21 protein-coding genes, 1 tRNA gene and 1 other annotated feature are annotated in these 24,500 nt (G+C 55.6%); of the genes, 14 read left to right on the top strand and 8 right to left on the bottom strand.

All coding sequences use genetic code 11. The annotated features are described in order from the left end of the window. Positions 1 to 102: 102 nt before the first annotated feature. The 4 genes from MJ257_RS13930 to MJ257_RS13915 form a co-directional block, all read right to left on the bottom strand. Positions 103 to 1,206, bottom strand: coding sequence for a Gfo/Idh/MocA family protein (locus MJ257_RS13930; RefSeq protein ID WP_240269807.1), 1,104 nt, complete (start codon positions 1,204 to 1,206; stop codon positions 103 to 105). Next, a complete protein-coding gene (locus MJ257_RS13925; protein WP_240269806.1) occupies positions 1,206 to 1,937 on the bottom strand; it encodes a ThuA domain-containing protein in 732 nt (243 codons plus the stop codon). Before MJ257_RS13925 ends, MJ257_RS13930 begins: the two co-directional genes overlap by 1 nt. A gap of 446 nt (positions 1,938 to 2,383) precedes the next feature. After that, positions 2,384 to 3,544, bottom strand: coding sequence for a Gfo/Idh/MocA family protein (locus MJ257_RS13920; RefSeq protein ID WP_240269805.1), 1,161 nt, complete (start codon positions 3,542 to 3,544; stop codon positions 2,384 to 2,386). Between the two features lie 137 nt (positions 3,545 to 3,681). Then, positions 3,682 to 4,509 (bottom strand): AraC family transcriptional regulator, encoded by an 828-nt coding sequence (locus MJ257_RS13915; RefSeq protein WP_240269804.1) that lies wholly within the window; start codon positions 4,507 to 4,509, stop codon positions 3,682 to 3,684. 153 nt (positions 4,510 to 4,662) lie between these two features. Here MJ257_RS13915 and MJ257_RS13910 point away from each other — a divergent pair, with 153 nt between their 5' ends. The 4 genes from MJ257_RS13910 (at position 4,663) to MJ257_RS13895 (ending at position 8,753) form a co-directional block, all read left to right on the top strand. Beyond that, positions 4,663 to 5,706 (top strand): YkvI family membrane protein, encoded by a 1,044-nt coding sequence (locus MJ257_RS13910; protein WP_155605639.1) that lies wholly within the window; start codon positions 4,663 to 4,665, stop codon positions 5,704 to 5,706. Positions 5,707 to 5,929: 223 nt separating this feature from the next. Further along, positions 5,930 to 6,718 (top strand): helix-turn-helix transcriptional regulator, encoded by a 789-nt coding sequence (locus MJ257_RS13905; protein WP_240269803.1) that lies wholly within the window; start codon positions 5,930 to 5,932, stop codon positions 6,716 to 6,718. A 170-nt stretch (positions 6,719 to 6,888) separates the two neighbouring features. Further along, positions 6,889 to 7,557, top strand: a complete 669-nt coding sequence (locus MJ257_RS13900; protein WP_240269802.1) for a TetR/AcrR family transcriptional regulator — start codon at positions 6,889 to 6,891, stop codon at positions 7,555 to 7,557. Between the two features lie 29 nt (positions 7,558 to 7,586). Then, positions 7,587 to 8,753, top strand: coding sequence for an Acg family FMN-binding oxidoreductase (locus MJ257_RS13895; RefSeq protein WP_240269801.1), 1,167 nt, complete (start codon positions 7,587 to 7,589; stop codon positions 8,751 to 8,753). 19 nt (positions 8,754 to 8,772) lie between these two features. Here MJ257_RS13895 and MJ257_RS13890 read toward each other — a convergent pair whose 3' ends face one another. Continuing rightward, positions 8,773 to 9,147 (bottom strand): CBO0543 family protein, encoded by a 375-nt coding sequence (locus MJ257_RS13890; RefSeq protein WP_240269800.1) that lies wholly within the window; start codon positions 9,145 to 9,147, stop codon positions 8,773 to 8,775. 354 nt (positions 9,148 to 9,501) lie between these two features. Here MJ257_RS13890 and MJ257_RS13885 point away from each other — a divergent pair, with 354 nt between their 5' ends. The 3 genes from MJ257_RS13885 to MJ257_RS13875 all read left to right on the top strand — a co-directional run bounded on the left by MJ257_RS13885 (position 9,502) and on the right by MJ257_RS13875 (position 12,474). Then, the gene (locus MJ257_RS13885) at positions 9,502 to 10,425 is read left to right on the top strand and encodes an FUSC family protein (protein ID WP_240269799.1); all 924 of its coding nucleotides are present in this window, start codon (positions 9,502 to 9,504) and stop codon (positions 10,423 to 10,425) included. A gap of 98 nt (positions 10,426 to 10,523) precedes the next feature. Beyond that, complete coding sequence (locus tag MJ257_RS13880) at positions 10,524 to 11,531, top strand: AraC family transcriptional regulator (RefSeq protein WP_240269798.1); 1,008 nt, start codon at positions 10,524 to 10,526, stop codon at positions 11,529 to 11,531. Between the two features lie 151 nt (positions 11,532 to 11,682). Beyond that, a complete protein-coding gene (locus MJ257_RS13875) occupies positions 11,683 to 12,474 on the top strand; it encodes an SDR family NAD(P)-dependent oxidoreductase (protein ID WP_240269797.1) in 792 nt (263 codons plus the stop codon). A gap of 55 nt (positions 12,475 to 12,529) precedes the next feature. Here MJ257_RS13875 and MJ257_RS13870 read toward each other — a convergent pair whose 3' ends face one another. Beyond that, positions 12,530 to 13,375 (bottom strand): SDR family oxidoreductase, encoded by an 846-nt coding sequence (locus tag MJ257_RS13870; RefSeq protein WP_240269796.1) that lies wholly within the window; start codon positions 13,373 to 13,375, stop codon positions 12,530 to 12,532. Between the two features lie 94 nt (positions 13,376 to 13,469). Here MJ257_RS13870 and MJ257_RS13865 point away from each other — a divergent pair, with 94 nt between their 5' ends. Further along, the gene (locus MJ257_RS13865) at positions 13,470 to 13,907 is read left to right on the top strand and encodes a MerR family transcriptional regulator (protein ID WP_240269795.1); all 438 of its coding nucleotides are present in this window, start codon (positions 13,470 to 13,472) and stop codon (positions 13,905 to 13,907) included. 31 nt (positions 13,908 to 13,938) lie between these two features. Here MJ257_RS13865 and MJ257_RS13860 read toward each other — a convergent pair. After that, positions 13,939 to 14,012: transfer RNA gene (locus MJ257_RS13860), tRNA-Pro, on the bottom strand. A 164-nt stretch (positions 14,013 to 14,176) separates the two neighbouring features. Then, positions 14,177 to 14,393, top strand: a binding site (T-box leader). Between the two features lie 91 nt (positions 14,394 to 14,484). Here MJ257_RS13860 and leuS point away from each other — a divergent pair. After that, a complete protein-coding gene (leuS, locus tag MJ257_RS13855) occupies positions 14,485 to 16,926 on the top strand; it encodes a leucine--tRNA ligase (RefSeq protein WP_240269794.1) in 2,442 nt (813 codons plus the stop codon). A gap of 30 nt (positions 16,927 to 16,956) precedes the next feature. On the opposite strand, the gene comER is transcribed toward leuS, so the two are convergent. Then, on the bottom strand, positions 16,957 to 17,892 hold the full coding sequence (gene comER, locus MJ257_RS13850; protein WP_240269793.1) for a late competence protein ComER: 936 nt from the start codon (positions 17,890 to 17,892) through the stop codon (positions 16,957 to 16,959). A 240-nt stretch (positions 17,893 to 18,132) separates the two neighbouring features. Here comER and MJ257_RS13845 point away from each other — a divergent pair, with 240 nt between their 5' ends. The 5 genes from MJ257_RS13845 (at position 18,133) to MJ257_RS13825 (ending at position 24,013) form a co-directional block, all read left to right on the top strand. Next, the gene (locus MJ257_RS13845; protein ID WP_240269837.1) at positions 18,133 to 18,699 is read left to right on the top strand and encodes a ComEA family DNA-binding protein; all 567 of its coding nucleotides are present in this window, start codon (positions 18,133 to 18,135) and stop codon (positions 18,697 to 18,699) included. Between the two features lie 41 nt (positions 18,700 to 18,740). Further along, a complete protein-coding gene (locus MJ257_RS13840; RefSeq protein ID WP_240269792.1) occupies positions 18,741 to 19,259 on the top strand; it encodes a deoxycytidylate deaminase in 519 nt (172 codons plus the stop codon). 106 nt (positions 19,260 to 19,365) lie between these two features. Next, positions 19,366 to 22,038, top strand: a complete 2,673-nt coding sequence (locus MJ257_RS13835) for a ComEC/Rec2 family competence protein (protein WP_240269791.1) — start codon at positions 19,366 to 19,368, stop codon at positions 22,036 to 22,038. Between the two features lie 206 nt (positions 22,039 to 22,244). Next, positions 22,245 to 22,793 (top strand): RNA polymerase sigma factor, encoded by a 549-nt coding sequence (locus MJ257_RS13830; RefSeq protein ID WP_193416401.1) that lies wholly within the window; start codon positions 22,245 to 22,247, stop codon positions 22,791 to 22,793. 14 nt (positions 22,794 to 22,807) lie between these two features. Continuing rightward, positions 22,808 to 24,013 (top strand): anti-sigma factor family protein, encoded by a 1,206-nt coding sequence (locus tag MJ257_RS13825; RefSeq protein ID WP_240269790.1) that lies wholly within the window; start codon positions 22,808 to 22,810, stop codon positions 24,011 to 24,013. Positions 24,014 to 24,500: the final 487 nt, after the last annotated feature.

Below are 24,500 nucleotides of genomic sequence, written 5' to 3'. Positions count from 1 at the left end.
TCGGAACGAGCGTCTATCGCCCAGGCCCTGCTATGCACCAGTTTCGCTTTGAAGCACAAATAAGGGCATAAACTGCCCTTATTTGTCTACACCAGCTGTTTCCTAATCCAGCGTGAACGGCGCAAGGTTCGTCGGCAATGCAGCCGGGGGCGTGCAAGTGCTCTGCATCTCATAGAAGCGACCCGCATCAGAAGCATCGTGGAAGCCCCACATCGCCTCCAGCACGTGGTAAGCCAGCTCGCCGCTGGCGCGGTGCGGCCGTTCGTGCAGCAGGGCGCTGGCCATGTCGGCCGGGCCGATGCCGCGGCTGTTCTCGGCGTAGCCGGGAAGCAGCGGCACCTCGGTCCAGGCTTCTTCGCCGATCCGGCGCAGCTTCACCGGGCCGCCGAAGGAATTGGGATCGGGCACGAGCAAGGTGCCTTCGGTCCCGTGAATTTCGATCGGCGGCAGCGTACTGCCGCCGAAAATATCGAAGCTGGTGGTCAACGTCACGATGGCGCCTTGCGCAAATTCCAGCGTGCCCGTGACATGGGTCGGTATCTCGACATCAATCGATTGCCCGTACTTTTTCTCGCTGGTAATCGTACGCCGGTCCAGCGCCTTGCCGGTCATGCCGGCGATCCGCTTGATCGGACCCAGCAGTTGGATCAGTGCCGTTAGGTAGTAAGGGCCCATATCGAACATGGGCCCGCCGCCCTTGGCATAATAAAATTCCGGGTCCGGATGCCAAAATTCATGGCCGCGGCTCATCATGAACGCCGCCGCCGAGACGGGCCGTCCGATCGCGCCGTCTTGAATCAGCTTCAGCGCCGTCTGGATTCCGGCGCCGAAGAACGTCTCCGGTGCGCTGCCGACCATGAGCCCGCGCTGACGGGCCGCTTCGAGGACGGCCTTCCCTTCTTCGCGGGTCACGGCGAGCGGCTTCTCCACGTACACATGTTTGCCGGCTTCCAACGCTTTCAGGCAAACCTCGGCATGTGCCGCCGGAATCGTCAGGTTGATCACGATTTGTATGTCGGGATCCTGCAGCAGCTCGTCAACCGAGCTGGCCCGGGGGATGTGATATTGTTTGGCTTGCTCCCGCGCCCGGTTCACGTCGAGATCGGCGCAGGCCACAAGATCAAGCACCTCGAACTTCGCGCAATTTTCCATGTAGATGCCGCTGATTTTGCCGCAACCGATAATCCCCACCTTGATCTTGTCCATTATTGGCTATCCCCCATGCCCGTATAGTTGTTCTGGCTCCGCGTGCTTCCGCCTTGCGACTCCAAGGCTAGCCGCTTGCCTTCCGCCGCCCACAGCATCCCGCGGGTCATCATTTCCTTCACCGGCGGCAGGTCGACGATATCGGCATGATGTCCCAGCGAATTATAGTACACTCGTCCGAGGCCCCAGCGTTTCGTCCACACGACGGGCATATCAACCGGTTTGTTCAGGCGGTGAGGGCCGTCAACGACCGGGAAACGGGTGGTGGCCAGCACCTCGACCGCGGGATCGACATGCAGGTAATACTGCTCCGTCTGGACGCGAAAGTCTTCGATTCCTTCCACAAGCGGACTGGAATTGGCGATGATTTCGACCTTGTAATCGACTCCGTCGTTGCCCGGGTGGGCGACCCATTGTCCGCCGGTCATAAATTGCCAATCGACGTTGTTCCGGAACGAATCGCACATCCCGCCATGGCAGCCGGCCAGGCCAGTTCCCGCCTGCACCGCCGCCGACACGTTATTCACCAGCTCCTGGGCGATGGTTCCCATCGTCCACACCGGCACGATCAAATCAAGACCAAGCAGCTTTTCCGCATCGGCATAAGCCTCCAGGGTATCGGAGACCTCCACCTCAAATGCATGCTCCCGCAGAGCGCCGGCGAAGATTCCGGCTACCTGTTCCGGCTCGTGTCCATCCCAGCCGCCCCAGACGATTAATGCTTTTTTCATTTCACTTATCCTTCTCTCCTATAAGGTATGTTTCCTCCGGAAACATTTCGGTTGCTCACCTAGCTGTTGGTTTTGCTAACGGACACCAGAGACGTTATTAACCTCCACTTGTGTAGTCGCGGTTATTAACGGACCGAGGAGCCCTTATTTCGGAGATAAGCGTCCAAATGTACGCTATAAGAGCCTAACAAGGTCCCTGAAGTCCGTTACACCGGGAAATACCCGGGAAATTGACCAATAAGGTCGCTACGGTCCGTTAAGTCTCCGAGTCGGACGAACATTCCGATGTTAGTTCACACAGGTCGAGCCGTATTCCGGTATTAGCTCCCGGCCGGGGCGGCATTTCCGGTGCCCCAGGCCCCATAATCTGCCCGATCTCCGTATTAGCCCCTCGAGCCGGCCACATTTCCGGGCGAAGTCGCCGGATCCGCTGTATCGGTTCGAGGTTACATTTCCGAGATGTCGACCCATCGCCGCTCCGCGACCGAACGCTCGACCGCTTCCAGCACCGCCTGGCACTGTACGCCTTCGCGGAAGCTGGGCACGGGCTGGCGGCGTTCGCGGATCGCCGAAGTCAGCTCAAGCATCTCGTGCGTGAACGTGTGCTCGAACCCGATCGTGTGCCCCGGCGGCCACCATGCTTCGGCGTAGGCGTGCGCCGGATCGGTCGCAAGCACGCGCCGAAAGCCTTGAACATCGGCTTCATCGGAGGTGAAGTACACCTCGAGCTCGTTCATCCGCTCGAAATCGAATTTTACGCTCCCCAGGCTGCCGTTGATCTCGAAAGCATTCGTCGAACGGTGGCCGGCGGCGAACCGGGTCGCTTCAAAGCTGCCCAATGCGCCGTTTGCGAATCGGGCCAGGAATAACGTGGCGTCGTCGACCGTGACCGGACCTTTCGGTGCATCCGCGCTGCTTTTGGCGCTGAGGCCCGTCATATTTTCGGCCAGCGGCCGCTCCTTGATAAACGTCTCGCTCATGCCGATGACTTCGCGAATATCCCCGACCAAATAATGGGCGAGGTCGATCAAATGGGCGCCCAAATCGCCGTGGGACCCCGAGCCGGCAACGTCTTTTTGCAGCCGCCAGACGAGCGGGAAGGACGGATCAAGGATCCAGTCTTGCAGGAACCAGGCCCGGAAATGGTAGATCTGGCCCAACCGGCCGCTCTGCACCAGCTCCTTGGCCAGCTTGACTGCCGGCGAGAAGCGGTAGTTGAAGCCGACCATATGGGCGACCCCGGCTGCTTCGGCCGCATCCAGCATCTCGCGGGCATCCTTTAATGTAAGCGCTAACGGTTTCTCGCAAAAAATATGCTTGCCCGCCCGGGCCGCCGCAAGGGCAATTTCTTTGTGGGCATCGCTGGGCGCATTGATGTCGATCAGGTCGATATCGTCCCTGGCGACGAGCTCCCGCCAATCCGTGACGATTTCGCGCCAGCCCAGGTGATTCGCGGCCTCTTGCACCGCTTCCTCATTGCGGCCGCATAATACGGCCATCTCCGGCTTTAAGGCACCGGGAAAAAACATCGGCAGCGCCCGGTAAGCGTTGCTGTGGGCTTTGCCCATAAACTTGTAACCGATCATTCCGACACGCAGCGGGTTCATCGAATTCCTCCGTTTCGCGGGTAGATGAATTGCTCTTTATTCAAGAATCATTATAAATAGATTCCCCCGATTTCTCTCGCCAGTTTATGCGGAATCCTGGACAAAATATGCGTTTTTCCACTTTTTGCGGAAATCGTTCAACTCTCCGAGTGGCGCAGGCTGGAAGGGATGCAGCCCCGAATCTCCTTGAATACGCGGTTAAACGTACGAATGCTGTTGAAGCCGCACTCCAGGGCAACTTCCATGATGCTGAGATCGCTGGTCAACAGCTGGTGCTCGGCGCTTAATACCCGTACCGTGTTGAGGTAAGTTTTGAAGTTCATGCCGATGGCGGCTTTGAAGGACCGGCTGAAATGGGAAGGTTCCATAGCAAAATGCTCCGCCATGAACGCAACATTTAGTTCCTCGTGGTAATGGTCCTCGATATAGGACAAAATTTGCTGCATCCGTTCCCGGCGGGATTCGGTTTTCTCCTTGGTCGAACGGTCCATCGGCAAGGTGCCCGCGTATCTTTGCAAACTGCCGCACAGCTTTAATATCCCGGCCTTCAGCAGCAGCAACGAGCCGGGTTCTCGTTCGTTTTTCTCCCGGATCAGCTCGTCCAGCAGCTTGTCTACAGCCTCCAGACCCGGGGTGTTCGCCGGAATAAAAGGGGAAGCGAACCGAAAGTCGACCGGCCAGCTCTTGGACATCGTGATCCATTCGGGCTTGCAGATGAGAATGACGATTTCCGATTCCAATCCCCGGCTGTCGAAAGTGTGGATGTCGTTGCTGCCGCAAATCACCATGTCGCCTTGCCGGAGCAAGCGGCTTTCTTCGTTAACGCCGATCCGGATCTCGCCGGATGCGACATAAATAAACTCGATCTCGGCGTGGAAATGGGGATAAAACGTGATGTTGGTGCTCTGATAGATATCCATCGGAAGCTCGGGATCCAGTTTCCAGTTTTGATAGAACGATTTCACGTGACTCACTCCGCGTCGTTGAGATGGTTTTACCTCCTAAATGTACTGCATTTCGGCCGGAGAATCCTCTTTTTTATTTCGAGAATAGAAGGAAGAGCTTGGACATAGGATGAAAGTACGATAGATATAAAAAATGGCAATTATGGAGGATATATGAACGGTCGCTGGGTCAAAATATTTCAAATTGCCGTGACCTATATCGGTACGGTAGTGGGCGCCGGGTTTGCGTCGGGACAATCGATCATGCAGTTTTTTACGATTTACGGTCCGGTTGGCGCCGCAGGCATCATCGTTTCGACTTTGCTCTTCATGTGGCTGGGTACGAAAATGATGATATACGCCCATCGAATCCAGGCCTTTTCGTACCAGGAATTCAACGATCATTTGTTTGGCCGCCTGTTCGGGAAGGTTGCCAATTTCATGACTTTGCTGATCCTGCTTGGGGTTACCGCCGTGATGTTGTCCGGCACCGGTTCGATTTTTGCCGAGCAGCTCCAGCTTCCCTATCAACTAGGCATCGTGATCAGTATCGGTTTAAGCTACCTGGTCATGACCAAGGAAATGAACGGCATCGTCATCGTGAACGCGCTTGTCGTTCCGATGATCCTTCTGTTTACGAGCTTGATTGCGTTCCGGGCGATTCGACCCGAGGGCCTTCTGGAGATGAACGGTTGGCAGCTGCAGCAGTTGGAAGGGTATCGCTGGGTCCTTAGTCCGTTTGTCTATGCTGCCTTGAACTTTGCCTTTATTCAGGCGGTGATGGTTCCGCTAGGCAGCGAGGTTCAGGAGGAGAGCACCTTGAAATGGGGAGGGATTTGGGGAGGCGTCGGACTTGGGGCGATGTTGCTGGTCTACCATTTTGCCTTGAATTCCCGGATGCCCGAGATGCTCGGCTATGACATTCCGATGGCCGAAATCGTGCGCGATCTGGGCCCGTTTTTGCACGTACTGTTTTTGCTGGTGATCTACGGCGAAATCTTCACGACGCTGATCGGCAACGTATTTGGGGTCACGCGGCAGCTGCAGAGCCTCTACAAGGTGCCCAAAAACGCAACCCTGTTCGCCGTTTTGCTTGCTTGCTTCTTGATTAGTCAGGCCGGCTTTGCTTCCTTATTAACGTATCTGTATCCGTTGTTTGGCTATATTGGCATGCTGCTGCTCATTCTGCTGGCGTTCCGGCGGTTGCCGAAACGTTGACTTCATGCTTGCTGCCTTGCGGTTACGGGATACCTTCCCCTCCTTTCCATTCACTGCTGAAAATATCACGGAACCTCTTTTCCGGCTGGTTTATACTGGGAGAAACCGTTCATTTCCCGAGCAATAAACCTTAAATTTGGCCAATCGCAACCTAGGGTTGACAGATTGCCAGCTTCGCTTGATGGTTCGGGGACGGAGGAGCGGCTATGATGGAGGCGGGGTGATGAATATGGATTTTGCAGAAAAGCTGCAGAACTATCGGAGACAAAAAGGAATGTCCCAGGAAAATCTGGCGGAAGCGATCGGCGTATCGCGGCAGGCCGTATCGAAGTGGGAGTCGGGTCAATCGTACCCGGAAACGGATAAAATGATTGCCTTATGCGAGTTGTTTCAGGTTAGCATGGATCATTTGGTCCGGAATATGCCGGAGGAGAATCAGAAGTTGCTAAAAGGAACCTCTTCTTCCGCCGCTCCGTATCGTTATCATTACGAATATAAAAGCAAGGTTACCTGGTTTGGCGTTCCGCTTATTCACATCAATATAGGACGCGGCCTCTACGTCGCGAAAGGCGTGATTGCGATCGGCAATATTGCCGTTGGCGCCGTGTCGTTAGGACTCCTCGCGCTTGGCGGCATAAGCCTTGGAGTGATGGCGGCGGGTCTGATCAGCCTGGGTGCGCTGGCCTTGGCCCTGCTCCTGGCTATGGGCGCTTTGGCGGCCGGCTTCGTCGCTGCCGGCGGAGCTGCGGTGGGCGTACTGGCTTTCGGCGGTTTATCCTTAGGCGTTTATGCATTCGGCGGCTTGGCTATTGCATCAAGGATTGCCATCGGGGGGTATGCCAGCGGGCATATCGCCATCGGCGATGCCGTCAGGGGCGCGTATACCCTGGCCATCCAAAACGATGACTTCGCCAGCATTCACGCTGATCAGGTGAAGACTTTGATTGCCCAGGAATATCCAAAAATGTGGAAACCGCTGGCGGAATGGATCGTTGCCATGTTCCGCGGATAACGCATAACAAGAATTACGGCCCCCTTCTCTTGAAGGGGGCTGTTTGCGTTGAAACCGGGGCCTTCGGGAACGGTTGAACCAGGGTTGACAGGAAATGAAAGGGAACTATAATAAAAGTAAACTACGAGTTTACTTTTATGCACTATAGTGCATTTTATGGGGGGAATCCTTTGGGAAGCCAGGAGCGCAAAGAAAAAGCCCGCGAACAGCGCAGGCAGGATATTATTGAGGCGGCGGAAAAGGTATTTTTTGATAAAGGCTACGATCTAGCGACGATGGACGACGTCGCGAGAGCGGCAGAATTCAGCAAAAGGACGCTATACGTCTACTTTAGCAGCAAGGAACAAATCTATTTCGAAATCATGACCCGCGGGTACAAACAACTGCTCCAAATGTTGAGAGACGACAAGGAGAAAGGGGACCGTTCCGATGCCATTGGAGAACTCAAGCAGATGGCCTTGACGTTACATCGGTTCAGCCTTATGTATCCCGACTATTTTCGCGCGATCATGGAATACGAAAACGGGGAGCTTGATTTTAAGAATGACGTTCCGGACCCGTCCCGGGAAGCTTGCTACGAACTCGGCGAACAGGTCATGGGCAGTCTCATCGGAATTTTGAACAAAGGAATTGCGGAAGGATCCATGCGTCCCGATATCCATCCGGAGAATACCGCGCTCGTGTTATGGGCGTGCACCGTTGGCGTATTTAATACTGCGGGAAAGAAAGGAAACTACATTCGTAACTACTACAAGACGACGCCAGAGGAATTTGTGGCGGAAGCTTATGCGCTGCTGATTCGTTCGATCCGGTCCGGACAAGGAGAGGGCGACCGATGAGGCCGAAAAAAGGGAGAGGTCGAGTGAGGATGATCGTAGCGGGAACCGGCATTTTCATCGTTGCGGCGTTTACGGCGCTGCTTCTGATCAGCGGGATAGGGACATCGCCGAAATATCTTGAACCGTGGCAACCCGAATACGCGCAGCAGGTAGACGATCCGCGGATTCGCTTGGTTGCACGCGGCCTGCTCGCAGCGAGCGGGCATAACATGCAGCCTTGGAAGATTCGGCTGGACCCTGCGGATTCGAGCGTATTTGATTTGTATGCCGATTCCGGGCGACTGACGCCCGAGGTGGATCCGTTAGCCCGGCAAATGATGGTGACCCAGGGGACGTTTCTGGAGTACGTGCGCATTGCCGGGCTTCAGGCGGGGGATGATGCGGAGATTCGGCTGTTCCCGGAAGGAGAATACGACGAGCGGGATTTGAAGGCCAGCATGGAGAAGAAGCCAGTGGCGCGCATTACGTTGTCGCAAGCCGGGCCGCGAACCGAGCCGTTATATCCGTTATTGTTTTTGCCGGATACGAACCGGGGAGCCTACAAACCGGGCAAGCTTTCTTCCGAAGCCACGGCAATGCTTGAAGGAATCGGCGACGAGTACGGGGTGCAGGTTGCGTTGTACCAGGATGAGAACGACGTTCAGAGGCTTGGCGGGTACGCGATTCAAGCCGCTAAGATCGAGGCGGGCGTAAGACGGGTGATGAAGGAAACGGAGCTTATATTTCGAGCCAACGAGCGTGAGAAAAATAAATACCGTTACGGCTTTTCCGTCGAGGGACAAGGAACTCAGGGCCTCATGCGGCATCTGATGCAGGGAATGGTTACGTTATTTCCGTCCCTGAACGCCGGCCAAGCTGCAGCCGATACGTTCGTCAAGTCAACCGTAACTTCGGTTGAAGGCACGTCGGCTTATGCCATGATCATAACTTCCGCTAATACCCGATCTTCCCAGGTTCAAAGCGGTATGGCATACAGTCGCTTGATCCTGGAAGCGCATCGATTGGGCCTGGCCGTCCAGCCGTTAAGCCAAGCCTTGGAAGAGTACCCGGAAATGAAGGCTCTGTACGACGGCATCCATCGCGATTATGCCCCCGGCGGGGGCACGATTCAGATGCTCGTCCGGGTGGGTCGTCCCACCCGGGAAGCCCCGTTAAGTATGCGCCGGGACGTCATGGATCTGATGGTGGGGAAATAGGCATTGCGTGACTTTGGGGTTAAGGTCCGGAAGGTTCTTGTTGCCCGTTCCGGGGAACGAATAATCGGGCATGCAAGAAGGAATAGCCGTATACAGCCCCTAGTGCCAGAAAATAGGACAAATAGGTCCAGCCGATATTCCAACCGTTTCCGTATTGAATCTTTTTCAGGCAGACGTATACGAACTCGGCACCGGTCAATAAAGCGGCAGAACCAGCGATCATCAAGGCGGCATTGAAACGGAACCGGGTACGGAAAATGAAGTGAAGCATCCAGCCCGCCACGATCGGATAGATCCCAAGGTTAAACGGTATGGTGGTTACGGATTCCATGTGATCCGGATGTAACTGCCACCATTTGGTATAAACGCCGAAGTCGTTGAACAGCAGCGACATGAACCCGCCGAAGGAAAGGCGAGCAGCATCGCTTTTTTGTCCCGATATATCAGAAAAGCGCCGGCAATCCAGGGAACCAGGAATCCGGCGATGATATTAATCAGCAACATGATCACCCCAGTAACAGTTTATCCAGATTTTGGTTTATTCAACTGGATCGGCAAATTTTCCTCCAACCCCTTAAGTTGGAACCGGGATCATGACGTCTCTGTAAGTTCTTTGAAATTATTTGAATATTTCATGAAAGATAACCAAACTTCCCCGAAAACGGCCGTCCGCTAGTACATATTGGGTTGAGGCCGGATCAACCCTTCTTATATAATACGGGCTGAGTTGAATTGGGGGTTGATAAGATTGAAATGGACGATCGGTTTGCGCAATCTCAAGACGGGCCTAGCCATCTGTTTGTGCGTGATCATTGCCGCGTTAATGCGCCTGGAATATCCTTTCTATGCAGCGATCGCAACGATCATTTCCATGGAAAATTCGGTCACCAACTCGTTTACAGCCGGGAAACACCGGACGATGGGGACATTCGTCGGGGCGATCGTCGGTGCGGGTTTCGCCATGATCGAACCGGGAAACGCGGTGTATTGCGCGATAGGCGTCATCGTCGTGATTTATGTCTGCAATTTGCTGAAATGGAACAAGTCGATATCGATCGGTTGTATCGTTTTTTTAGCCATCATGCTTAATCTCCAGCCGGGCGAAAGCCCTATCTTCTATGGCATTAACCGGATCACGGACACGCTGATCGGGATTGCGGTTGCCGTCGTCGTCAACTTGGTCGTTTTTCCGCCTAAACATGAAGCCGATTTGGAAAAGGCGCGCAAAGCGGTCGCCAAACGGATGGCCGATTTGTTCGGGCAAATCACGACATGCCGGGAAGCCGTCGATTTGAAAAGCTTTCGCGCGGAGTTAAACGGCTTGGAGAAGTATTATCAGCTATGCAAAGAGGAGTTCCATTTGACGCGAGATCTAAGCGAATCGATGGATCACATCGGCAAAGAAATTGAATCGTATCGCCATATCTATGAGCATTTGGTGATTTTGCAGCAGTTGCTGAGCGAGCATCGACAGTTGCTGCTCGACACCGATCAAGAGCGGAGCGACTCGGCAACGGCGGGAACCAGCGGCGAAGAGCTGCGGTACAAAATCGAAACCGTTTATGCGTACCACGCGGATTGGATCTACGCCGAGCTGCAGAAGCTGGGACTACCGCTTCCGATTAAGGAGCGAAGCCGTCTCCAGACGAAAGCGGAGCTTAAAATATCGTAACGAACGAAAGCAGCCTCCCCGGAGGCTGCTTTCTTGTTATATACTACTTATCATAACCATGAACGATAAGGTAGCAGAGCGAAGGAGATCCATAACCGATGAATACTGACCGCATCACCATTCCGCCTGGTTTTTGGGTGGGACTGCAGCTATTGGAAATCGATCCTTTTGAGGTGGCTAGACAAGCACGGCTGACGCTCACGCGTTTGACGGATCCGGTGGCCGTCACCACGGCGCAATATTTTCGGATATGGCAGACCTATGCCGACTTGATGGGCGATACCGCCAAAGCCGTTGTGAAGCTGGCGGCTACGTTTGAATCGGATCTCTATCCGCCAACCGTTTTAGCGACCTATCATGCCCGGAATTACCGGGATGCGTTGTACGGAATGGCGCGTTACAAACCCATGTGTCCTCCGGAAACCTTGCTGGTCAACGAAACGGGATCGCACTGTACCTTGGAGTTGAAGGGTGGGGCGAGTGAGCTTACCGGCCCTCCCGTGCTGATCGGAACGACGATGGCCTTTCTCCTTGAGCTTGGACGTCGGGGGACCGGACAACCCATCAAGGCCCGTTCCGTGGAATTTTCCGGCTCCGTGGGCGACGTAAAGGCGTTGGAAGCTTATTTCGGGTGCCGGGTCACCACCGGTTCGAACGGAAACCGGCTGATGCTGGATCGAAGGGATTTGGACCGGCCGTTTGTTTCTTATAACCAGGAATTGCTGGAGATTCTGTCCCCTGTGTTGGATCGGTCACTTGATGAGAAACGATCGCGTTCGATCGCGGAGGCGGTTTGCCGGACTCTGAAGCGCGGATTAGGTGAAGGACGTTTGGACATTCGCTTTGTGGCGAAGGAGCTGGGCATGAGCGACCGCACCTTGCAGCGCCGGCTGGCAGACGAAGGCACTACGTTCAAGCAGCTGCTGAACCAGGCTCGGCACGAGCAGGCCCGGGCGTATTTGGCGAATCCCGAGCTGAACATCAAAGAAGTCGCTTTCTTGGTCGGATATGAGGACCAGAACTCGTTTTACCGCGCTTTCCGTCTCTGGGAAGGAGATACGCCTTCGAACTGGCGCTCCGCTCTATTGGGGAGGAGACCGTCCTGACAGATGGCGCCAGATCCAAGGATTTTGTCGCTGTACGCTAGTTACCGAACGAGCCCGACCCGGTAACATAATCTCTATCCAGACGCCGGAGTGCTGCCATCTGGGCATCCCGCCGGCTTGTCGCGAATACAGCAAAAGGAGACATACATCCATGGATATGGGATTAGGCAACAAAACGGCTTTAGTCACCGGGTCAACGAAGGGGATAGGGAGAGCCACCGCTTTCGAGCTTGCGCGAGAGGGCGTTCACATACTGGTCAATGGCCGGGATCCGGAAGAGGTCGAGCGAACCGTACGGGAGTTGAAGCAGGAGTTCCCGGCAACTTCGCCGCAGAACGCTTCAGCCGATTTGGTGGACCCGCAGCAAAGAAACGCCTTGTTGGAGCGGTATCCCGAGGTGGATATTTTGATTAACAATATGGGGATCTACGAAATCATGTCTTATGAAGACGTGAACGATGAGGTCTGGGAAACTTATATTCGGACGAATGTCCTTGCCGCGAACGCTTTGACGAAGTTCTATCTGTCCAAGATGCTGAAAAATAACTTTGGCCGAATCCTGTTCATGGCCAGCGAGGAAGCGGTGATGCCCTCGGGACAAATGCCTCAGTACGGCATGACCAAATCCATGTTATTGTCGCTTTCCAAAAGCCTTTCCAAACTGACGGCCGGAACGGATGTCACCTCGAACACGATCATGCCGGGACCCACGCTATCCGAAAAGGTGCAACGGATCATCGAACAGCTGTATCCGGAAGACCTGGCATTTGCGGAGAAGGAGAAAAAATTCATGGCCGCAAACCTGGCGCATTCCGAGTTGCAGCGGTTTATTCGTCCGTTCGAAATCGGCCGATTGGCTGTTTTCTTATGCAGCCCCCATGCCTCGGCATTTAGAGGCTCCCCGGTCCGCATGGACGGAGGTATGGTACCTACGATCTTTTAACGAAAAAAGGGGATGTCCCCAGAGCCCTTAAAGGCTTTGGGGCCGTCCCCTTATTTTATGCAAAATAGTGTCCTGCTTCGAGATCGGCGATCAATCCGGGTTGCACCGGTTTCCAGCCAAGAAGCTCGCGGGTTGCCGGACCCGCTTGCGCCGTGTTGTATAAGCTTGTGATGTCATATGCCGCAATGGCGCCAAGAAAACCGAAATGGGCAGCAGCTTCTTCGGAGGTTATGCTGACCGCAGGCACGTTCAGTTGCCGTCCGATCGCCTCGGCGATCTCACGGAGCGGAATGCCTTCGTCGCCGGCGCCAAGCAGCCGTGAACCCGCCGGGGCGGACTCCAGCGCAAGGCGGTACAGAACCGCCGCATCCAGGCGATGAACCGCCGGCCAACGATTCGTGCCGTCGCCGATGTAGGCGGCAAAGCCCTTTGCCCGGGCGATGTTGATCATCATGGGCACAAATCCCCGATCCCCTTCGCCGTGTACGGACGGAGCAAGCGAGACGATGGATGCCCGAATGCTCCGCTCTGTCATGGCGAGCACCGCTTGATCCACGGCATGCCCATTGGCGTGAGCCGTGGTTATGAACGGCTTCCCGGATCCTTCGAGCGCGGCGCCCATGACTTCGACGGCACGCAAATCCAGAGCCAACGCGCCTTCAAAGTCGGAGAAATCGTTGGTGAACGCCAGGTGAATCACGCCGTCCGCAGCCGCGGCGGCGCCGCGCAGCGTATCGAGATCATCCAGCGTGCCGTAAAGCGCTTCGGCGCCCGCCGCCTGTAATCCCGCGGCTTTCTTTTCAGTTCGGCAAAGACCCGTCACAGTATGTCCCGCGCTGATCAGTTCCTGTACGACCGCGGAGCCGATATACCCTGTGGCTCCTGTTACAAACACATGCATCATGAGTTCCTCCTTCACAAGTTGACTGCTTAAACAAGTTAAGCATAAACTATGAAGTGAACTCTAGGGCAAGCGGCCCAAAGGAGAAATGAGGATGAAAATTCAGGAACTGGCCGACAAGATGGGATTGACGATCCATACGATCCGCTATTATGAAAAGGAAGGCTTGCTGGATGAGCGACATGTCCGACGGGAAAGCAACAATTACCGCAACTATTCGGAAGAGGCCGTCGAGCGGTTGAAGCTGATCAAGAAGTTTCAGTCCATCGGCTGTTCGCTGGCCGAACTGAAGAACGTGCTGCAAGACCACGACGCCAATGCGCGCACGAACGAGCAGATTATAGATTGGATTCGCGGCAAGATAAGGGAGATCGAAAGCAAAAAGGAAGAATACGACCAGATGCTGGACACTCTTAACAAGATGCTGGAGTATAGGGCTTTGCTCATGGTTGATCCGCAAAAAGCCCAAGAGATGCTCAAAGGCTGGCAAGCCGGTACTTCCGGTGGTGTAGACAAAATAAAAAACCCTTGATCCAATCAAGGGTTTTTGGTGTTACCAAATATCGAGACGACAGGATTTGAACCTGCGACCTCTTGCTCCCGAAGCAAGCGCTCTACCAAGCTGAGCCACGTCTCGTCATCAGTAATATTAAATTTGGGGGAAACATTAATACATTATACACTTTTGAGTGAAACTGTAAAGGGGTTCGTCGGTGAAAAATTTGCGAACGCAGGGAGCGCGAACCGGCATTGACGATCCGTGGCATTATTTATATAATGATTGATAATCCAATTCTATATTGTGGAACTTTGAAGAGGAATAGTAATTTGGATTCCGCCATCCAGAGAGCCGGCGTAGGGTGCAAGCCGGTTGGGGAATGCAGATGAACTCGCCTTGGAGTTATGATGCGCAAATCATCATCGTTTTGCCCGCGTTAAGGGTGCAAAGGGAGCTAGGACAAAGCATGTCCGACGCTAACTAGGGTGGTACCACGGGAAATTTCCTCTCGTCCCTAGCGATCATACGCTACGGGTCGGGAGGTTTTTTTATTTACAAGGTTGTTTATGGATCTAGAAAATATTTGGTTGTTCAAGGAGGATTTTGAATTATGGCGGACCACAACGTGCCCCATGACGTTTATCGGGCCCAGGCCATCGAACCGAAATGGCAGGCTTACTGGGATGAGCATCACACATTCAAAACGCGGGAGGAGTCGGGCAAACCGAAGTTTTATGCGCTCGACATGTTCCCTTATCCATCGGGGGCGGGCCTTCACGTAGGCCATCCGGAAGGTTATACGGCCACGGATATCGTCTCCCGCTTTAAACGGATGCGCGGTTACAACGTGCTGCATCCGATGGGCTGGGACGCCTTCGGATTGCCGGCAGAGCAGCATGCGCTCGACACGGGCGAACATCCGCGCGACATTACGGTCAAGAATATCAACAACTTCCGGCGTCAAATCAAGTCGCTGGGTTTCTCCTACGACTGGGACCGCGAGATCAGCACGACCGATCCGGATTACTACAAATGGACGCAATGGATTTTTATCCAGTTGTATAAAAAAGGGCTGGCGTATGTGGCCGAAGTTCCGGTCAACTGGTGCCCGGCGCTGGGAACGGTGTTGGCCAACGAAGAGGTCATCGACGGCAAGAGCGAGCGCGGCGGCCATCCGGTCATCCGCAAACCGATGCGCCAATGGGTGCTGAAGATTACCGAATACGCCGAACGGCTGTTGGAAGACCTCGAGGAGCTGGACTGGTCGGAAAGCATCAAGGATATGCAGCGCAACTGGATCGGGAAATCCGAAGGGGCCGAGGTCGTGTTCGACATCGAAGGCCAGGACACCTCGCTGACCGTCTTCACGACGCGCCCGGATACGCTGTTCGGGGCGACCTATGCGGTGCTTGCGCCGGAGCATGAACTGGTCAAGGCGATCACGACCGATGCTCAGCGCGAGGCGGTTCAAGCCTACCAAGATCAGGCTGCTCGCAAAAGCGATCTGGAGCGGACCGACCTGGCCAAGGAGAAAACCGGGGTGTTCACCGGCGCGTACGCGATCAATCCGGTGAATGGCGCGAAGCTGCCGATCTGGATTGCCGACTACGTGCTGGCGGGTTACGGAACCGGCGCGATCATGGCCGTACCGGGGCATGATGAACGCGACTACGAATTCGCGAAGCAGTTTGATCTGCCGATCGTCGAGGTGGTTGAAGGCGGCGATCTGTCGAAAGAAGCTTATACGGGCGACGGAGTGCATGTGAACTCCGGATTCTTGGACGGATTGGGCAAAGAAGAAGGGATCAAGAAAATGATCTCCTGGTTGGAGGAGAACGGCAAAGGCCGCGGCAAAGTCACTTACCGCTTGCGCGACTGGTTGTTCAGCCGCCAACGGTATTGGGGGGAACCGATCCCGATTCTGCATCTGGAAGACGGCACGATGAAGCCGGTACCGGAAGATCAGTTGCCGCTTGTCCTGCCGGACGTCGACGCGATCAAACCGTCGGGTACCGGGGAGTCGCCGCTGGCGAACGTAACCGACTGGGTGAACACGGTAGATCCGGAAACGGGCAAGCCGGCGCGCCGCGAAACGAATACGATGCCGCAGTGGGCCGGCAGCTGCTGGTATTACCTGCGTTATATCGATCCGCATAACGACAAGGAACTGTGCTCGAAAGAGAAGCAGCAGGAATGGCTGCCGGTCGACCTGTACATCGGCGGGGCCGAGCATGCGGTGCTTCACCTGCTTTACGCCCGCTTCTGGCACAAAGTGCTGTACGATCTCGGCGTGGTATCCACCAAGGAACCGTTCCATAAGCTGGTAAACCAAGGGATGATTCTCGGCACCAACAACGAGAAAATGAGTAAATCCCGCGGCAACGTCATCAATCCGGACGAGATCGTAAACGAATACGGCGCGGACACGCTGCGCGTCTATGAAATGTTCATGGGACCGCTGGAAGCGACCAAACCATGGAACGCTAGCGGCGTGGAAGGCATTCACCGCTTCCTGTCCCGCGTATGGCGCTTGTTCGTTGCCGAAGACGGCAGCCTGAATCCGAAGATTACGGCGGAAGGCGGCAGCGACGAATTTAAACGCACCTGGCATAAAACGATCAAGAAAGTTACGGAAGATTTTGAAAACCTGCGCTTTAACACGGCGATCAGCCAGTTGATGATCTTCGTCAACGAGGCTTACAAAACGGAAGCCGTACCGAAAGCGGCAGCCGAGCAATTCGTGCAGCTGCTGTCCCCGCTGGCGCCGCATTTGGCAGAAGAGCTGTGGGAACGCCTTGGCCATGCCGGTACGATTACGTATGAACCGTGGCCGGCGTATGACGAGGCTTGGACAGTAGAAGCCGAGGTGGAAATCGTCGTGCAGGTGAACGGGAAAATCGTCGACCGTACGAAAATTTCCAAGGACTTGGATCAGGCGGCGATGCAGGAACATAGCTTAAGCCTGCCAAATGTGCAGCAGGCTGTGGCCGGGAAAACGATTCGTAAAGTAATTGCCGTACCGGGCAAGCTGGTGAATATCGTCGTCGGATAAAACTTTCCACCCGCGAAGTTCGCAATGCGGTCAGGAGATGGAAGACGCCCCCGATCCGTCCGGCGGTTTGATGCCGGCAAGGGGGCCTTCGCTTTCCGGACACGGCGTTGCGTGATCCGCTGACGGCGGTGAGGAGTCCGGAAGCCTCGGGTGAAACCGCGCATGCACCTTTCCGATATCTTCATCGTATTTGCGGTGCGTCGTTTCGATCAGGCGGGCAAATACCCCGCGCAGACCGGATTCGAGCACGGCGATGCCTTCGGCGGTAACTCCGCCGGGAACGGCAACCCGCTCGATCAGTTCCTCCGGGCTCAGGCTGCCTTCGGTTAACAGTTTGCCGGTGCCAAGCAGCATTTCCGAGCCAAGCTCAATCGCCTCGGCATAACCGATTCCCGTTAGCTCGGCGGCCGACTCGGCCCAAAGCTGCAGCATATATGCAACGAAAGCCGGACCGCAGCTTGACAGATCAGATGCGATTCGGGTTTCGCTCTCTTTGAGGGTGACCGGCTTGCTGATCGAGGACATCAGCTGCTCCAGCAGCAGCCGGTCTTCGGGGCGAATCCGCTTGCCGTACATGCAGAGCGAAGCGCCGCTGTGAACGGAATGCGTGATGCTGGGAATGATTTTGGCGACTTTCGAAGGAATGGCCGCTTCTAAAGTTTCGACCTGAACGGGGCTGGTAATCGACACGACGATCTGCTTATCGTCGAGCACGTCCCGGATTTCCGCGATCACTTCGGGGTAATCCAGGGGTCTGATGCACAAGAAGACGATTTTGCTTCCCTGTACAGCTTCGGCGTTGCTGCCGTAAGCCTGCAGTCCGGGATGGCGCTGAACCAGCCATTTGGTCTTGTAGGGAGAGCGGTTGCTGGCACAAATGTTATGCGGGAGCAGCGCGCCGGAACGCAAAAATGCGTCGATGAGCAGGCTTCCCATGGATCCGGTTCCGATGAAGGCGACTTTCATCCGGCTTCCCCTTTCCGTGCTTAACGCACTGTCTTGTTAAAACCGTAAGGTGGATTGCATTCGTTCACGCTTAATAAACGGTTAGTTTGATGCAACGCGAACCTACTTCTGCCGTTTCTACTTCACCTGTATAAATATGTATGCAGCTTGATTGGAACTTCATGACTACCGTCGGATTCCTTTAAGATGTTTAATAGGGGTGTGGAGTTAAAAATGCGGAGGGAACTCGTTTTGACGGCAATGGTTTCGGCTGTGATCGGCGCCGGGTTGATGCTGTTGGCGACGGGCGGTCGCCCGCCTGCCGGGATCGAAGGCTGGACGCCGGTCAACGCCGAAGTGAGTACGGCGTTGGGCCAAGAGAGCGCGGGAGCAGGAAGCAAGGCTCCCGTTGCCGCGAGCGGCGGCAGCGATAGCGTTACGCAGCAGGAGGCTGCGGTGGGCCAGCCTAGCGAGAATGAGGCCGGGAACGGCTCGGTTGGGGAGGCCGGCGGCAGCCCGGGAACGACGGCATCGACAGCCGGAGGAGACGCGGGGCCAGGTGCCGCGGCCGCCGGGGCTGGCGGAACCGTGAACTCAACGGACGGGATCGGCGAGTCCGCCAGCTCCACCGATACCGGAAGGATCAGCATCAATCGGGCCGGGTTGGCCGAGCTGCAGGAGATCCCGGGAATCGGCGAGAAGAAAGCGCAGGCGATCCTCGAATACCGCAAAACGCATGGCACGTTTGCCTCCATCGACGAATTGACCCAGGTGAAAGGGATCGGGGATAAAATGCTGGAGAAGATGAAGCCTTACATCGGGCTGTAGGCCGGTGTGATCGAAAGATGACTTGCGAGGGTGATGATGGGATGAATCCGGACAAACGCAAAGACTGGGATACGTATTTCATGGATATCGCTTATATGGTATCGACGCGGTCGCGCTGCAACCGCCGTCATGTCGGCGCCGTGCTGGTTCAGGGCAAGAAGCTGCTGGGCACCGCCTATAACGGAGCCCCTTCGGGCGTTCCGGACTGCTCGGAGGCCGGCTGTATGATCGCGGAAGAGTATGAGCTCGTAATCGAGGACGGCCAAGAAAAAATGGTGAAGAAGCAGCGCTGCGTCCGCACCATTCATGCCGAGCAAAACCTGCTGTTGTTCACGGACCGGATCGACCGGGAAGGGTCCAGCGTTTACGTCACGGACGAGCCATGCTGGACTTGTGCGAACATGCTAGCCAACAGCGGTATTACGGAGATCGTGTTCCATCGGTCATATCCGAAGGATACCGGCAAAGTGACGGCCATGATGGCGCAAAAAGGAATCGCCTTCCGCCGTCTGGAAGGCTATCAACCGCCGCAGGAAACGATCACGCAAGTAGAAGAATAACCGCATCCATTGATATCAATCATCGAATGAGGAAGCACCCCATTCGCCTTTAGGGCGGATGGGGTGCTTTTTTTTCTTAAGCGCACCAAGGAGGGAGGGGATTCCGATGAACCGGAGACCGTTAATCGCAATCGCTTGCGGCTGGATGGCCGGCAGCGGTTTGGCGGCAGGGTATGCCGGCTGGCGGTTTTGGTTATTTTGGCTGGGTTTGTCGCTGGTTTGCCCGGCTATCATTCTCATCCGACGCCAGTCTTGGCGGAGTTTGATTTTGGTATGGTTGGCTTTTTCGCTTGGAGGGGGCTATTGGCTCTATAACGAAGCGGGGAATCATAGCCGGATCGGGTTGCCTGCGGACGGCCAGGCCGTCCGTCTGGAGGGAACGATCGTGTCGGCGGTGAAGGTGGATGGCGATCGGGCCGATTTTACGCTCAAGGCGAACCGCATATCGCTGAATCCTGCAGGGGGGAGAGCACCCGCCATGCAGGAGATTCCCGGCGGAGAAAAGGTAGCCGTCCAGCTGCGGCTGGCGTCTCCAAGCGAACAGCGTACGGCGGCAACCTGGCGGCGCGGACTTCGGGTTACGCTTGGCGGGACGCTGGAGTCGCCGCAGCCCGCACGCAATTTTGGCGCGTTTGATTACCGCCGGTATTTACATCTGCAGCGGATTCATTGGTTGGTCAAGGTGCCGGGCGCATCCTCGCTGCAGATGGGACAATCCACCCTCGGGGCCGCCGCCGCCATGGGATATATCGATGCGCTGCGCGACCGCCTCGGTGAGCGTATCGAGCGGTTGTTTCCGGGCTGGCAAGCCGGTTATATGAAGGGGCTGCTGATCGGTCTGCAGGATGAGCTGGACCCGGATAAATACTTGGAGTTCACGCAGCTTGGACTCACGCATATTTTAGCCATTTCCGGCAGCCATGTGGCGATTAACGTGGCGCTCGTTCTGGGATTGCTTCGTATTTGCCGGGTGACCCGGGAGACCGCGATCACTGTGGCGTTCTTCTTCGTTCCGGGGTATATGCTGCTCACCGGTTTTTCCCCGTCGGTCATTCGGTCCGGTCTGATGACGATGCTGGGGCTGTATTTGCTCAGGCGCGGGCTGCTGAAGGACAGCCTTAACGTATTGGCGGCCGCCGCGATGCTGATGTTGATCTGGGACCCGTACTATTTGCTGAACGTTAGCTTCCAGCTGTCCTTTGCCGTGACGGCGGGGCTGATCATGTTCGTGCCGCTGCTGGCACCGTACCTCCGCGGGTTGCCGGGAAAAACGGGGAGCGCCGCGGCGATCACGCTGGCAGCCCAGTTGGTGTCTTTTCCATTAACGGCCGTTTATTTCAACCAGTTTTCGCTTTTGTCCATCCCGGCCAATCTATTGCTTGTCCCGGTGATCGGAATGCTGGCGCTTCCGTTAGGAACGGGAGCGCTGGTAATTAGTTTGCTGTCGGTCCGGGTTGGTTCATGGCTGGCCCTCCCGGTACGTTGGCTGAATATAGCGACGTTCGAAGCCACAAGCTGGCTGAGCGCGCGCAGCGGCTTCATGACGTATTGGAAATCGCCTTCGCTGCTTTGGGTGGCGGCTTTTTATGTCGGATGCTACCTGCTGCTCTTTTGGGGGAAAAGGCGCGAACGCCTCGCGGCTGAAGCGATGGCTGGGGCTGGGGCGTGGAAGGATGATGACACGGTTCCTCTGGAGCCCTTGAAAGATGCGGGTTTCTTTTCCAAAAGAGAACGCAGACCGCGTTCTGCCGGGATACGGGGGTTGAAATCCTATCGGGCGCTCGCCGCTGATCTCGGCCGGGGGGCATGGGCTAGGCGCGGTGACCTCCTGCGCTTGACCGTGGCCGCGGGTCTGGTGTGGCTGCTCATCTCCGGTTATCAGCCGGTTTACAGCAAAGGTACGGGCTACATCGAGTTCATCGACGTCGGCCAAGGCGACTGCGCCTTGATCACGACGCCTTCCGGCAAGCATCTGCTGGTGGACGGCGGGGGGACGGTATCGTTCCGCAAAGCGAAGGACGCCTGGCGGGAACGGCGCGAACCTTTCGAGGTCGGGGCCAAGACGGTCGTTCCGCTGCTCAAGAAGCGGGGAATTCACCGGTTGGACGCGGTGATTTTAACGCATGGGGACCAGGATCACGTCGGCGGCTTGCAGGCGGTGCTCGATTCGTTTCCCGTAGAAGCATTGTTGATCAACGGCAGCCTGGCGGAATCGAAGACCATGAAGAAATTGATGGAAACGGCGCTTACCCGGCGAATTCCGGTGTATCCGGCGAGCCGCGGCATGGAGCTCCGACCGGACGGGGCTACGCGCCTTGAGGTGCTTTACCCGTTAACGGAAACGGAGAAGCTTGGCCGGATCCCTTTTGTGAAAGAACAAAACCACCGCTCCATCGTATTTCGTTTGGACCTGGCCGGAGCTTCCTTTTTATTCACGGGAGATATGGATGAGGAAGCGGAGCGGGAGATGCTTGGGCTGGAAAAGACAGCCGCTTCCGTCACGCCGGGGCGGCGGAAAGCTTCGATCGACGTCATGAAAGTCGCCCACCACGGGAGCAAGACTTCTACCTCCGCGGCATGGCTGGTTTATTGGCAACCGGCTGCAGCACTGATCTCGGTTGGGGTTTCGAATACTTACGGACACCCGCACCCCACGGTCGTGGATCGGTTGAACGGGCAAAACGTTCGAATCTATCGAACCGACAAGCAAGGCGAAGTCCAGATGCGAGTGCGCGGAGGGAGGATCGAGGTGAGATCCAAGCTGCCTGGAACCCCGTAAAAATAGGCCCTTACCTGTTTTCGGCAGGATGACGGGGCCTGTTTTTTTTGGTATTCTTAGGTGAGATTGAAAGGATTCCGTACGAGAAAAGCTTGGATTTTTTATCCGGATGATGGACTCCAAATTATTTTTAAAAAATAGTAACAACATTGCAACATCTTGTCGGACGCTAGCGTCTGTAAGGATGCAAGGAAGGGGGAGCCTTAGTGGTAGAGCAGGGACTCATCAGAGCCGCTCAAACGGGCGATCGCGACGCTCTAATCACCCTATTGCGAGAAATTGAACAACACGTGTACCGGACGGCCTATTATATTTTGAACAATGAGCAGGATGCGCATGACGCTGCTCAAGAAGCCCTCATTCGCATTTATACCAAAATCGATTCCTATGAGGAAAAAGCACAGTTCAAAACCTGGGTCCAACGGATCGTGACCAACATTTGTATCGACAAATTTCGCAGGAATAAGCCGACCGTATCGATCGAGGAACACGAAATGGTGTTTCAGGGGAATGATAGCGTAGAACGGGAAGTCATGTCGGGCTATTTGGCCGAGGATATCCGCAGCGCGATCGAACAATTGCCGGAACATCACCGGTCGGTGGTTGTGCTGAGGTATTTGCAGGATTTTTCGTATAACGAAATCGCTGACAGCTTGAATTTGCCGCTGAATACGGTGAAATCCTATTTATTCAGGGCTAGGCAGCAGCTTCAGCATTTACTCCAAGATTATCAGAAGGGTGGTGTATCAGGATGAAGTGCCCGGAGGCGGTGGAATGGATGCATCGTTATCTAGACCATGACTTAAACGAAGAGGAAAGTTTTCTTCTCTTTGAGCATATTCGTAGTTGCGAGGAATGCGCCGAAACGTTTGCGTTATTGAACAAGCTGTCTGCGCAGTTGGAGGAACTGCCGAAGGTGGTTCCGAACTACAGCCTCGTGGACGCGATCCTTCCGCAGCTTGATGAGATCGACCGAGCTCGCCTTGAAGGAGGCAGTGCAGCCGAGGAGACGGTTCTGCCGATGACGGCGGTGCATGTCGATACGGGTTCCGGTGATGGCAGTACGCTGCCGAGCCGCCGCAGTACGCGTCGCCAGGATGCGGATTCAGGGGTTCGCCGGAGCCGGATTTACCGGTACGGGTCGCTTGGCGTGGCGGCGGCTTTGATTCTGGGCGTGTTCATTTATCAATATGAACCGCGCACCGTATCGGATGCCGAAATCGCGATGAACTCCGCGTTGTCGGATTCGGTGAGCGAGGATTCCTCGGCCGCGGATTCGGCTGGCGATGCGGCGGGGAACGCTCAGTTGTTCATGGATGGCGGCAACGCGGGGGGACTTGAAGCAGGTGATCAGGAAGCTCCAACGCCAAAAGAAGAAGGTACCCCGGCCGAAGGTTTGAATTCCGGCGGCGTTGCGGATCGGATCGATGCCGGAGGTTCGCCGGATGCCGGTACTCCTGCGGCGAATCCGGGGAACGCGGAGGGAGGCGCCAAGGCTCCAAACGGGCAGGATACCGGGAAGAACGCTCCGAGCAGTAACCATTCGGTACCGGCGAACGGCGGCGGTGGCGGTGGCGCTCCCGTTCAGGACTCGGCCTCGCCGGGGGCGGGAAATTCGGACCCTGCGGCCGATACGAAAGTTCCGGACGTTCCGGAGGACGAGATCGTGAACCGGCAAATGACCCTTGATGAACCAAGGGAGAAGTTTGGCATCGCTAGCTTTAACACCTGGACTTCGCCGGACGGGAAGTTTGAAGCCGAGTTGAAGGATGGACATCTGTACGTATACCTTCTCGAGGCCCAGGATCGGAAGCAGGTGAGCGATCAGACGATCGACGGAAATTGGGTCGATGGCGCTTGGTCGGAGGAAGGCCATGTATTTACGTACCAGACAGAAATCGATGGGACCCCTGCGGTTCGTACGATCGATGCCGAGAAGGCAGCCGAAGACGCCGCAAAAGGAACGCAGCCCTAACCGCGAATCACGGACGGACGAAATTGGGCGTTTTTTTGAACATGCGGCAGGCACCTTTTCAGGAGATATGGAATAGGTTATATGTATAGTAGAGATAGCGGTTTGGACCCCTGATCGTCGTATGACCGCTGGCGGGAGAGTTTCTAGAGCTTTTCGGCCCGCGTTTATATAGATGTTCCGGGACAGAGGGATCTTTCGCCAAGAGGCAGAGGTCCCTCTGTTGCATTTATTTAGGTAGTTTAAAAAGTCGGCTTTGGATCACGAAGCGGCTTCGGGGAGAGGGTTCGGCGTCGAATCTTGAATTCCGCCAGGTCTGAGAAGATAGCTTCCGAAGCATGTTTCCTGCGGAAACATTTCAGAGGCTCACGTAGCCTCCGGCTACGCTCCGCTTCTCAGCCCCTAAGCTTCATCCAACCTTCTCGGTGCTCCCAACCCGCTGCGGCCCGCTTCAACCCGCTTCAACCCGCTGCGGCCCGCTCACTATCAG

The sequence above is a fragment of the Paenibacillus timonensis genome (assembly GCF_022427145.1).
Lineage (GTDB): Bacteria > Bacillota > Bacilli > Paenibacillales > Paenibacillaceae > Fontibacillus > Fontibacillus timonensis.
This window is presented reverse-complemented; position numbering and strand designations above follow the sequence as displayed.

What these genes read in the sequence shown, in the direction of transcription:
- MJ257_RS13930 (WP_240269807.1), bottom strand. Translation starts at nt 1,206, where the DNA reads ATGGACAAGATCAAGGTGGGGATTATCGGTTGCGGCAAAATCAGCGGC.
- MJ257_RS13925 (WP_240269806.1), bottom strand. Translation starts at nt 1,937, where the DNA reads ATGAAAAAAGCATTAATCGTCTGGGGCGGCTGGGATGGACACGAGCCG.
- MJ257_RS13920 (WP_240269805.1), bottom strand. Translation starts at nt 3,544, where the DNA reads ATGAACCCGCTGCGTGTCGGAATGATCGGTTACAAGTTTATGGGCAAA.
- MJ257_RS13910 (WP_155605639.1), top strand. Translation starts at nt 4,663, where the DNA reads ATGAACGGTCGCTGGGTCAAAATATTTCAAATTGCCGTGACCTATATC.
- MJ257_RS13905 (WP_240269803.1), top strand. Translation starts at nt 5,930, where the DNA reads ATGAATATGGATTTTGCAGAAAAGCTGCAGAACTATCGGAGACAAAAA.
- MJ257_RS13895 (WP_240269801.1), top strand. Translation starts at nt 7,587, where the DNA reads ATGATCGTAGCGGGAACCGGCATTTTCATCGTTGCGGCGTTTACGGCG.
- MJ257_RS13890 (WP_240269800.1), bottom strand. Translation starts at nt 9,147, where the DNA reads ATGTCGCTGCTGTTCAACGACTTCGGCGTTTATACCAAATGGTGGCAG.
- MJ257_RS13880 (WP_240269798.1), top strand. Translation starts at nt 10,524, where the DNA reads ATGAATACTGACCGCATCACCATTCCGCCTGGTTTTTGGGTGGGACTG.
- MJ257_RS13875 (WP_240269797.1), top strand. Translation starts at nt 11,683, where the DNA reads ATGGATATGGGATTAGGCAACAAAACGGCTTTAGTCACCGGGTCAACG.
- MJ257_RS13870 (WP_240269796.1), bottom strand. Translation starts at nt 13,375, where the DNA reads ATGCATGTGTTTGTAACAGGAGCCACAGGGTATATCGGCTCCGCGGTC.
- MJ257_RS13865 (WP_240269795.1), top strand. Translation starts at nt 13,470, where the DNA reads ATGAAAATTCAGGAACTGGCCGACAAGATGGGATTGACGATCCATACG.
- leuS (WP_240269794.1), top strand. Translation starts at nt 14,485, where the DNA reads ATGGCGGACCACAACGTGCCCCATGACGTTTATCGGGCCCAGGCCATC.
- comER (WP_240269793.1), bottom strand. Translation starts at nt 17,892, where the DNA reads ATGAAAGTCGCCTTCATCGGAACCGGATCCATGGGAAGCCTGCTCATC.
- MJ257_RS13845 (WP_240269837.1), top strand. Translation starts at nt 18,133, where the DNA reads ATGGTTTCGGCTGTGATCGGCGCCGGGTTGATGCTGTTGGCGACGGGC.
- MJ257_RS13840 (WP_240269792.1), top strand. Translation starts at nt 18,741, where the DNA reads ATGAATCCGGACAAACGCAAAGACTGGGATACGTATTTCATGGATATC.
- MJ257_RS13835 (WP_240269791.1), top strand. Translation starts at nt 19,366, where the DNA reads ATGAACCGGAGACCGTTAATCGCAATCGCTTGCGGCTGGATGGCCGGC.